A 10647-nucleotide genomic window follows, 5' to 3' on the forward strand; every position below is an offset into this window, starting at 1 on the left:
GCCAGCCCGACGGCGTTAATTCAGGCGATTCGTTATGCGGCGTTATTGGCAAAGAAGAAAGGGTAGTGTCGGAGAATGGTATTTTTGTCAATTGGCACTTGTCATTGGTCATTGGTTTGATTTAGTAAGTTGTGATTGGTGAATGGTATTTTAGGCATACGCTTTGGAATTTAAAAATTGGAATTTGGATTTCGTTTGGTGTTTGGTATTTGTATATTGGAATTTGGAATTTTTGAACATTCCAGAAACAAAATGGAACAGGAGCACAATTTAGAATGTCCGAAAACACACGCGTAGTAATCACCGGCGGCGGCACTGGCGGGCATGTTTATCCGGGAATCGCCATCGCCAACGCGCTGAAAAAACTTCGCCCGGAAATTGAAATCACTTTTGTCGGCGTGAAAAACCGCATCGAGGCGAAAATTGTCCCTCGCGAAGGCTATCCGCTGAAGACGATTCATGTGCAATATTTGAGCAGAAAATTGAGTCTGAACACGCTCACATTTTTCTTTTCCCTGCTGATTGGCTTGATCCAGTCGCTGCTTTTTTTGCGAAAATACCAACCGAAAATTGTCATCGGCACCGGCGGCTTTGTCAGCGGGCCTGTGGTTTACGCGGCGACGTTGTTGGGAATTCCGACTCTGATTCAGGAGCAAAACAGTTTTCCGGGAATCACGACGAAAATTTTAGCCGGGCGCGCGAAACGAATTCATCTGGCATTTCAGGAAGCGACCAAATATTTGACAAAAGTTAAAGACAAAGAAAAGTTTCGCATTACCGGGAATCCGGTGCGGCTGACAGAGAAAAAAGGAAATCGCAAAGCAGCGCTGGCGAAATTTAATCTGGACGAAAATAAGCAAACACTTCTGCTTTTTGGCGGAAGTCAGGGCGCCAGTGCGCTGAACCACGCCCTGTCTGAAATAATCGTCAGCCTGTCGAAAAACATCCAATTCATCTGGCAAACGGGCGAGAGTGATTTTGAAAACACGAAAGCAGTGATTGACGGCGATAGCCATCAAATTTATCTCCAACCCTTCATTTACAATATGGCGGACGCTTACGCCGCGGCGGATTTAGCGCTGTGCCGCTCCGGGGCGATCACGATTGCTGAAATAGTGCAAATGAGCGTGCCAGCGATTTTTGTGCCGTATCCTTTTGCTGCCGAAGCGCATCAGGAAAAAAATGCCCGCGTGCTGGCGCAAGCCGGCGCTGCCGAGCTAATTTTGCAACAGGACTTGTCGCCGGAAATTTTACGAAAAAAAATTGAAGAACTGATATTTGACGAGCAGAAGCTCGCAGCCATGCGGAAAAATTTGCACAATTTTTATCATGAAAATGCCGCGCTGGCAATTGCTAAAAGCGCCCTGGAATTGATTCAATGACAAAAATGGCAAAAGAAATCTGCGCGATCATTCCTGCATTCAATGCGGAAAAAACCATCGGCGCGGTCATTCGCGGCGTCAACCGCTATCTGCCGCCGGAGCAAATTGTTGTCGTCAATGACGGCTCCGCTGACGCCACCGAAACCATTGCCCGGAAACAAGGCGCTGTTGTTTTGAATAACGGGAAAAATCGCGGCAAAGGTTTTTCGCTAAGGCGGGGATTCCACTTTGCCATTGAAAACAATTTTTCAGCGGCGCTCTGCATAGACGCAGACATGCAGCACGATCCGGCGGATATTCCGAAATTTTTAGCATGTTTCAACCAGACCGATGCCGACCTGATTCTGGGCAGCCGCATTCACAACTTGAAAGACATGCCCCTGGACCGCCAGTTCAGTAATCAAACGACGTCTCTTTTGATTTCGCTACTGACAGGTGTACGCGTTCGCGACAGCCAGTCAGGTTATCGACTGATAAAAACATCCGTGCTCAAAAAAATAATTCTGCACAGCAACCGTTACGAAACCGAATCGGAATTACTCGTTAAAACACTCAAGTCCGGATTTCGCGTGACGCACGTTCCCATTAAGACCATTTACAATCAAGCGCCCAGTCACATTCATCGTCTGCGCGACACGATTCGGTTTTTGATAGTTGTGGGAAGGAGTTTATATTCGAAAACATAGTCAATTTAGCGAAATAGATTTGATACAGATTTAACTGATATAGTACTCACACAGAGACACAATGGCACAAAGATTACAAAAATAAAGAGCCAAAAACTCATCTCGAAATTAAAAATATTTTTTCTCTGTGGCTTCGTGGCTTGGTGTGAGGATTAAAAAATTTCTCTGTGAGCCCAGTAGCTCTGTGGCAAAAAAACCAAAACATTCGCTCAAAGGAGGTAGGGAAATGAAATCCTACAAAATGCTGATCGGCGGAAAATGGGTCTCCGGAAAAGAAACGATCGATGTGCTCAATCCTTACAATCAGCAATTTTTGGCGCGCGTGCCCAAAGCGAGTAAGTCTGACGTGGACGCGGCTATTCGCGCGGCGGAAGAAGCGCTGCCAGTCATGGCGGACATGCCCGCGCACAAGCGAAGTCGCATTTTGGAGCGTACTTCCGAATTGATCGCCCAAAACCGGGAAGAAATCGCCAAATTAATCGCCAGCGAATCAGGCAAGGCTTACAAATACGCTTTTGGGGAAGCCGGCCGAGCAGTGGAAACGTTCAAGTTCGCCGCCGAGGAAGCGAAACAAATTCACGGCGAAACAGTGCCCATGGACGCCAGCGTCAACGCGGAAAATCGCATGGGATTTTTTATTCGCACGCCGGTCGGCATCATTGCGGCAATTTCACCATTTAATTTCCCGCTGAATTTAGTGGCGCACAAAGTCGCGCCGGCCATTGCCGCCGGAAATACTGTCGTGCTGAAACCCGCGACGTCAACGCCACTCACGGCGATCAGATTGGGCGAAATTTTGCTGGAAGCAGGTTTGCCAGCAGGCGCGTTGAACATCGTCATCGGCAGCGGCGCGAAAGTCGGAGATTGGCTGGTGACCGATCATAGAGTGGCAATGGTCACTTTTACCGGCAGCCCGCCTGTAGGTGAATTCATCGTGAGCCGCGGCGGTCTAAAAAAATACACCCTGGAATTGGGCTCCAACTCGGCAGTAATTTTATGCGAAGACGCCGATCTCAAAGATGCTGTCCCGCGCTGCGTTGTTGGCAGTTACGCCAATTCAGGGCAGGTTTGTATTTCGGTGCAGCGAATTTACGTGCATGAAAAAATTTGGGGCAAATTTCAGGAGCAATTTGTTGCCGAGACAGAGAAGCAAATAGTCGGCGACCCTTTGGACAAAAATTGCGACGTGGGACCAATGATCGATCTTCGCGAAGCAGAACGCGCGGAATTGTGGGTGAAAGAGGCTGCAGATCAAGGAGCGAAAATTTTGACCGGCGGCACTCGCAAGGGCGCCATGTTCCGGCCGACAGTTTTGACTGACGTTAAACCTGAAATGAAGGTGGTCAAAGACGAAATTTTTGCGCCCGTGGTTTCGTTAATTCCGTTCAAGAAATTTTCTCAAGCGCTGGAAATGGCGAATCAGTCGCGCTACGGTTTGCAGGCAGGAATTTACACGCAACGCATCGATTACGCTTTTAGGGCAATCAAAAAAATCAATGTCGGCGGCGTGATAATCAACGACGTGCCTACTTTTCGCGTGGATCACATGCCCTACGGCGGCAACAAAGAGAGCGGCATCGGCAGAGAGGGCTTGCGCTACGCCATCGAAGAAATGACAAATATTCGCATGGTGTGCTTTAATTTGTAGCGGTCATTCTAAAGATGTAGCACACCTGGGAGGAGTACTACATCTTGGTTTAATTATTCGACTCGACAAACCCGTCATCGCGATCATCCCGCTGCATGTATTTCAAATCGCGCAGCATTTTTCTGATGTCGTGAAATCCGCCGATGCTAAACCAGACCACTACAATGACGGCAACAATGAGATTAATAATCAAATAAATTTTCCAGAATTTCATCCATTGCGCGTCTGAAATGCCGACGATGAAATAGTAAATTGTGCCGACGACAAAAATTATCGCCCAGGAAAAAATCCAGCAATAGGTCACCACATAAATCAATTTATCGCCAAAGCTGAATTCGCGGCCTATTCCCATGAGCTTCTGAAAAAAACCCACCTTTTCAAAAACGACGCGATGCTCGCCTTCAATGGTATATTTTCCGCGATGGAGCAATTTTTCCAGATTAAACTCATTTTTTTTATCCAACAAAGAAACCACGACATAAATTGCCATCGCCGACACCATGGCAATTCCCCAGAACCACTGACCATTGATCCAGAAATTTTCGTACAACTGATTGAGCGCAAACCCGGTCACGGAAATAACCGCGCCACCGATCAGGGCGCTCCACGCGGCAGCCGTAGTTCCCCGCTTCCAGTACAAACCGCCGATAATCACAGCACCGGACCCGCCGGCAAAAATCGACCCGGTCACTGCCCAGAAAAGCATGATATACTGCGTCTGGCGCAGGTAAAAACTAAAAATGAAAATAAAAATTGCCACGGCAACGATTGTCAACCGCAAAATGCGCAGATGCTGCCCTTTGGAAAAGGGTTTTTTGCGTAAGGGCATGACCACATCCTGAACAAAAATACTCGCCCAGGAATGCAAATAAGTGTCATGGGTACTGACAAAAGCCGCCAGCATTACCGCGACCAGAAGTCCCATCATGCCGCGTGGTAAAAAGTGCGTCAGAATCAGCGGAACTGTGAGCTGGCTGCGCAACGCGTCGGTCTCCAATCCGGAAAGTACCTGATTGACCTGGCTCGCCTGCGAAGAAAAATCAAAGTGATGCATGACAGTGTAAGCGACAATGGGGATGAACAGTAAAAACAGCACTTGCGGAATGCCGCGCCAGTTAGCGAGTACCGCGCCCATTTTGGCTTCGTGAGCTGTTTTTGCGGAGCTGTTGTAGCCCTGGGTTCCCTGCCAGGAAAGTGTGGAATAAAAAGCGCCGATGACGCCGATGAGAAAAAACCAGAAATTAAAATCCCGCGCCTGGCTGGTTTTAAACGGGTTAATCAGCGAGGCGTTTTGCGGCGCTGTTTTCAATGCTTCAAAAATTTGATCAAAAGTGAACAGCTTGAAGAAAAATATTACGATCACGAGAAAGACCACGCTCACAAACAAACCCTGCAAAAAATCGGTTATAATAACTGCAATTTGTCCGCCGGTAAAAACAAAATAAATGGAAATTGCCAGCAAAATCAGCATGGTGAGCGCAAAAACGGAGATGTCCATGCCGCCAATATGGAAATATTCCGGCAGACCGCAAAAATAGATGAAAAACCGCGCTCCGACCGAAGGAAAAATGCCGAAATTGATCACTCCGGCGACAAACGCCAGCCCTCCGGCAAAGATGCGAAAATTTCGGCTGTAGCGAAGTTCGAAAAATTGCGCCATGGTCAGCGCTCTTGTTTCGCGAAAGCGGTAAATCACCCAGCCGGACGCCGTGATAATCAACACAAAAATTCCCATGGTAAAACCCCACCAGGACATGGCAAATCCCGCGTTATAATTCATCTCAAAATTAGCGATGACAGTAATCGCGCCCAGGCCGGCGATGCCCTGCGCCACGCTCACCATGTACCTGCCGGCAGTCCTTCCCGCTGAAAGAAAGTCCGCAATGCTTTTCATGTATCTTTTGCTCACGGCCACACCACCGAACAACAACGCCAACATCGCCGCCACAATCATCCAGTCAATCCAGTGCATGTTCACTCTTGCAATCCTCTATTTGAAATTTTCAGCTACTTCAAAATTGTCTTCCTGACTTTACCCGCCTGATCAATTGACCAGATGCAATTCGTCTGTTCGTTTTCCAGCCTGAATTCGAATTGATCCCAGCTTGTTTTCAAAAAAATCATTTGATTTTCCCGGAACAAAGCGAACGGCGCTTTCAGCTCATGCAAATTTTCAGAAAAATGTCCTCGCTCCCGTCGATAATTTTGTTGCCAATAATAAATCTGGCGCAGTTGCCATTTGATAATTTCATCTTCCGGCAAAACAAACGCATCTTCTCCTTTACCGACAAACACTTGGGAAAATTGCACAAAGCCCCACATTTCAGGATAATGCATGTTAATGAGTCCTTGCGGTGACCAAACCCAGTTGTCTTCGGGAAAAGGTCGCTCTGTCGTCGGATTTATTTTTTTGTAATAATTGCCATTTTTAATTTCAATCTGCCACTCCACGCGGGAAAAATTGATCCGCCAGATGTCCCCGGAATGCGGCGGCGCCGATCTATGGGCGCATTCCTTCAACGCCTCCCAGGGCATGGCAACTTCCAGTGTCCATTTCTCATCCCGGTCAGAAGGATCGTTCAGCGTCCCGTAAATTTTTACGCCGCTTTTCAGACCGTGAATATCCCAGCCATTGACTGCCGGGCCGCCGTCGCGGTAAGGTTTGATCAGCAACAAATCCCAGACTGTATTGCGCGCGTTCATTTCAAATTCATAGTACTGATGCGTGTCGCCGTCGGGATCGATGAAAATCTCGAAATCATTGTCGCGGAAAATTACTGTGTCCCGCTGCATTAATTTCGCCCAAATGTGCGGCTCCTCCAACTCCGCAGCAAAATAAAAGAATCGCTCATCCCAGAGCATTTTCGCCCGCGTCCGAAATCTCGGCTGCGGCTTTTTTTCACCTTCAATATCAACGAAATAGTCGGTCCAATTTGCCTTTCGCCAGCTCGACTCGCGCAAATCACCGTCAACGACAATCGGCCTTTGTACGCGATAACAGACGTAATGTCGGGGATTGAATTCGATTTGAGGAACGGGAAATTTTTGCGGGAGTTTTTGAGCAGAATTTTGTGAAAAAAGGACAAGCGGAAAACAAAATATCAATAACAAAAAAAGGTTCCGAAGATGAAAGAATCGATTCATGGGCTTTCCCTCTTTTTTATCTAAAAAATTAAGATAAAAAATTTCTGGGAATAAGTCAACCCATTTATCTTGTCGAAACTTGAATGCCTGCAAAATTTTAAAAACATTCCAATTTGTTTTGCTAAAACCATTCGAAAATTTCGAACTTTCAAATAGTTCTCATCGTTTTATCTTTTAGTCCCTTTTTACATCTAATATTTTACACAGTCCAATTTTAAAATAAATCATCAGGAGAATCCCATGCACATTTTAGACCCGGAATTGGAAAAATATATTTTGAACCTCATGCCTCCCCTGGCTGCCGTTTTGCAGGAAATGACCGATTACGGAAATAAAAAAAATTTTCCCATCATAGGCCCGCTTTGCGGACAATTTCTGCGACAGATGGCAGTTGCGACAAACGCGAAAAATATTTTCGAAATGGGCTCCGGTTTCGGTTATTCCGCGATTTGGTTTTCCCTGGGACTGGCGGACGACGGAAAGATTATTTGCACGGACGGCGACGAGAAAAACAAAAGACACGCCCTGAAATATTTTCAGCGGCTGGCGATTGAAGATAAAATTGAATTTCACGTGGGGCAGGCACAAGACATTTTGCAGCAATTTGACGGCCCGTTTGACATCATTTTCAACGATGTGGACAAAGAGCAATATCCCGAGACAATCGATCTTGTTGTTCCCAGACTTCGTCGCGGCGGGCTTTTCATCACCGACAATGCGTTGTGGAGCGGAAAGGTGCTGCAGAAAAAAGGCGACATGTACACCGAGGGCGTGAAAGAATTTAACAAACGGCTTTTTTCTCATCCTGAATTGGCAACGATGATTGTGCCGCTGCGTGACGGATTGGCAGTAAGTGTGAGATTGTAATTTTGACGATGCGAGCAAAGATGGTTCCCAGAAACCGGATTTTTTGGAAAAACCTGGTTTCTATTTTTCTTCAATCATCTCAACAAAATCAACTTCCTCGTCTGGCTGATATTGCCGGCTTTTATTCGATACCAATAAACTCCCGACGCCGCGGATTTGCCGATTTCATTCCTGCCATCCCAGAAAACCAGGTGCGCGCCGGCAGATTGCATTTCATCCGCCAAAACTTTGATTGTTCTGCCGGTAATATCCAGCACCGTAATTCGCACCCGCATCGTTTGTGGTAAATTGTATGAAATTCGTGTTGTTTGATTGAACGGATTGGGATAATTCTGCTCCATGCTGAAAGGGGGAATTTTCGTCATTTTTTGTGTTTTCACGGCAGACGCATTTTTCAGTACATCAAACTGATTGATAAAATATTTTTGTACGTGAATGTGATCGAGAAAATTTCCCGACTGTAAAGAATGCAATTCTACTTTCAACAAGGGATTGTTTCCTGACACCGACTCCGTCCGATAGCCGCCGGCGCGAACTTTGCCCGAAATTTGATCATTGACCGTGAGCGTAAAATTTTCTGAAAAATTCGTTTTACTCACACTGACAAGAGAAAAATATTCACTATCAAAAGTAACTTCCGCATCGAACGCAAAAATATCGGCAGTGTCCGTGCCCAAAAAACTAATTTCGAGATTTTCATCGGGTTTCTGATTGAATGTGATCCAATCGGAAGTCGCATTTCCCCCACTGCCATTATTCCTTGCCACAGGCCAGCTACCATCGACATCGCCGATGACGTAAGCAGCAAAGTCAGCATTCTCCTGATTTTGATTCAAAGAAATGAAATTTCTGCTCTGCGGGTCAAATCCCCAAATGCCGGCAAAAGAGCCGGCTACATCGTTCAATCCCACGGCGTATCTGGCAATGAGCGAGGCGTCGAACATTTGAACTGAACCATTTTGGTCGCAGTCTGCGGCTAATCGCTGGCACGCCGAAGTATCGGGCAATAGGTCCAAAGCCAGCCGCGCCGCCAAAGAGGCGTCATAACTGATAATTGTTTCTGCAGAAACGGCGTCGTCTTTCAGCGGTGTGAGTAGATAATTTTTTCCGCCAGCAACCTGGCCGAAGCGGTAACCTCCGCCATTGTCCGTGTTTGCTGTTGCAGTGTCTGTTTCTGCCAAAAACAAATTCACATCCGCCACCGGAAACGAAGTGCCGAAATAAGTAACCACACCGGAGATGGAAAAATTATTCGCTGGACCCGGATACTGGTAGCTTTCACCGTGTGAACCACCGTAACCGCCCATGTCGTTGCGGCTGCCGTCTTTGTCGTTGTAGCCTGCCGCCGGATCCCCGGCATCGATGCCCGGCGAACCTTGCTGCAAACGGAAATCGAAACTGTCGCCAGCAGCGAACTTCGGATCAAGGCAAATATCTCCGGCTCCCTGACCTGTTTTTGTGTGCCAAGTACCATCTGTGACTTGCTGCCTCGTGAACCAGGTGTCTCCGGAAACAAACTCCGCCTGAATTTCCCCATCCTCGCGGCTGAAATAACAATTGTATCCTTCACTAACAAGATTTACTCCTGCTCCGAGATAAACGCCGGTCGGACCGCCCATTTGATCGGAACAGTTGAAAGCAAAAATATTGTTCAACATCGTCAATTGAATGGAAGCAGAAACTCCGGTGTCGTCGTTGGGATACGCCGCAACCATGGCGTAATTTCTCACCGAGTAAGACGAATCGCGCATGTTGCAGGCAATCGTGTTATTGATAATTTCGTAAGTTCCTTCGATGGCGCCGATATCCACAGGCGTGTTTCCCATGCCGCCGAGGAAATTATTTTCCATCCTGCCGCCGGCCCAGAGTTTGATTCCGTTCTGATGGTTGCGCAAAACTCGATTCCCGCGCACGAGAATTCCCTGCCGATGGCCAGAGTAATTTCGCGAACACAGATCGATTCCGTCGCCACCGTTATCGTGAACGTAACAATTTTCCACTAAAATGTAATCGCCGCGTTCAATGGCAATGCCGTCCGATCCCCAAAAACTCTGTCCGGAAATCCCAGCGCCGTAAACCTCCAGATTTCGAAAAGTCAAACTATCGCAGGGACCCGGAGTGCCGTCGATGGCGGTGTAAATGCAATTTGCCACGACGCAGTCCTCGATGGTGATGTTGGAAACAGCGCCGTCCTCGGGATTTTGGCCTGAATAGCCCCAGGTGAGATGAATTCCACTTTCGCCGCCGAAAACTCTCAAACGCTGAAAAACGATGTAGCGATTTGTCCCGCGAACGAAAACGCCCCAATTGGAAAAACCCTGCACCGTCATGTCGCTAATCGTCACAAATTGCACGTTTTTGCCAATTTCTATTCCCTGCACGGTCACCTGATCCGCGCCAACGCCGCGAATGACGATGACATTGGAATCTTGCCCTGATTTATTCACCGTAAAACTGCCGTAGCTTCCGGCAAGAACTTGAATGGTGTCGCCAGCAGTCACTTGACTTAAGGCGTGGGGAATCGTACGCCAGGCAGTCTGCGGCAACATTCCGTTGTCACCATCATTTCCATTGACGCTCACGTAATATTTATTGCCATAAAAATTGGAAGGTCTCACTGTATTTTTCGCCCAGTGATTTCTGATGACTGTAATCAAATCGCTGGAACTCACATCAGAATGGTGATTGGGATTAGGGCCGTGACGAAAATTGAACGCATCTACTTCCTGGGCATATTCCTGCCAGGAAGTTTCCCAGAGCCAAAGCGCATAATTGATCCCCTTTTGCTCCATCAGATTCATTTCGTCATCCATAAAATCAGCCACGCCGGGCTGCCAGCGCATGGCGCCAAATTCATTGATGGCAACATTGCGGTTATTTTGGGCGCGAAAACCATCAATAGTGGAAAACAAATCTTGCA

Annotated in this window: 6 protein-coding genes and 1 pseudogene; 4 read left to right on the forward strand and 3 right to left on the reverse strand. The window is 47.3% G+C overall.

Annotation, left to right across the window (positions count from 1 at the left end):
• Positions 1-275: 275 nt before the first annotated feature.
• The 3 genes and pseudogenes from murG to GXO74_00490 all read left to right on the forward strand — a co-directional run bounded on the left by murG (position 276) and on the right by GXO74_00490 (position 3716).
• A pseudogene (gene murG / locus GXO74_00480) lies at positions 276-1382 on the forward strand (undecaprenyldiphospho-muramoylpentapeptide beta-N-acetylglucosaminyltransferase).
• On the forward strand, positions 1379-2068 hold the full coding sequence (locus GXO74_00485) for a glycosyltransferase family 2 protein (GenBank protein NOZ60134.1): 690 nt from the start codon (positions 1379-1381) through the stop codon (positions 2066-2068). The pseudogene murG and the gene GXO74_00485 overlap by 4 nt, the downstream one beginning before the upstream one ends.
• Positions 2069-2294: 226 nt before the next feature.
• Complete coding sequence (locus GXO74_00490; GenBank protein ID NOZ60135.1) at positions 2295-3716, forward strand: aldehyde dehydrogenase family protein; 1422 nt, start codon at positions 2295-2297, stop codon at positions 3714-3716.
• Between the two features lie 49 nt (positions 3717-3765).
• Here the strand turns inward: GXO74_00490 and GXO74_00495 are convergent, their stop codons facing one another.
• Positions 3766-5694: a sodium:solute symporter gene (locus GXO74_00495; GenBank protein ID NOZ60136.1), complete on the reverse strand. Its 1929-nt coding sequence runs from the start codon at positions 5692-5694 to the stop codon at positions 3766-3768.
• Positions 5695-5723: 29 nt separating this feature from the next.
• Positions 5724-6860, reverse strand: coding sequence for a carbohydrate-binding family 9-like protein (locus GXO74_00500; GenBank protein ID NOZ60137.1), 1137 nt, complete (start codon positions 6858-6860; stop codon positions 5724-5726).
• A gap of 240 nt (positions 6861-7100) precedes the next feature.
• Between GXO74_00500 and GXO74_00505 the strand changes: the two genes are divergently transcribed.
• Positions 7101-7727: an O-methyltransferase gene (locus GXO74_00505; GenBank protein NOZ60138.1), complete on the forward strand. Its 627-nt coding sequence runs from the start codon at positions 7101-7103 to the stop codon at positions 7725-7727.
• 74 nt (positions 7728-7801) lie between these two features.
• Here GXO74_00505 and GXO74_00510 read toward each other — a convergent pair.
• A partial coding sequence (locus GXO74_00510) for a T9SS type A sorting domain-containing protein (GenBank protein ID NOZ60139.1) occupies positions 7802-10647 on the reverse strand: 2846 nt, incomplete at its 5' end.

The sequence above is a fragment of the Calditrichota bacterium genome (assembly GCA_013152715.1).
Lineage (GTDB): Bacteria > Zhuqueibacterota > Zhuqueibacteria > Thermofontimicrobiales > Thermofontimicrobiaceae > 4484-87.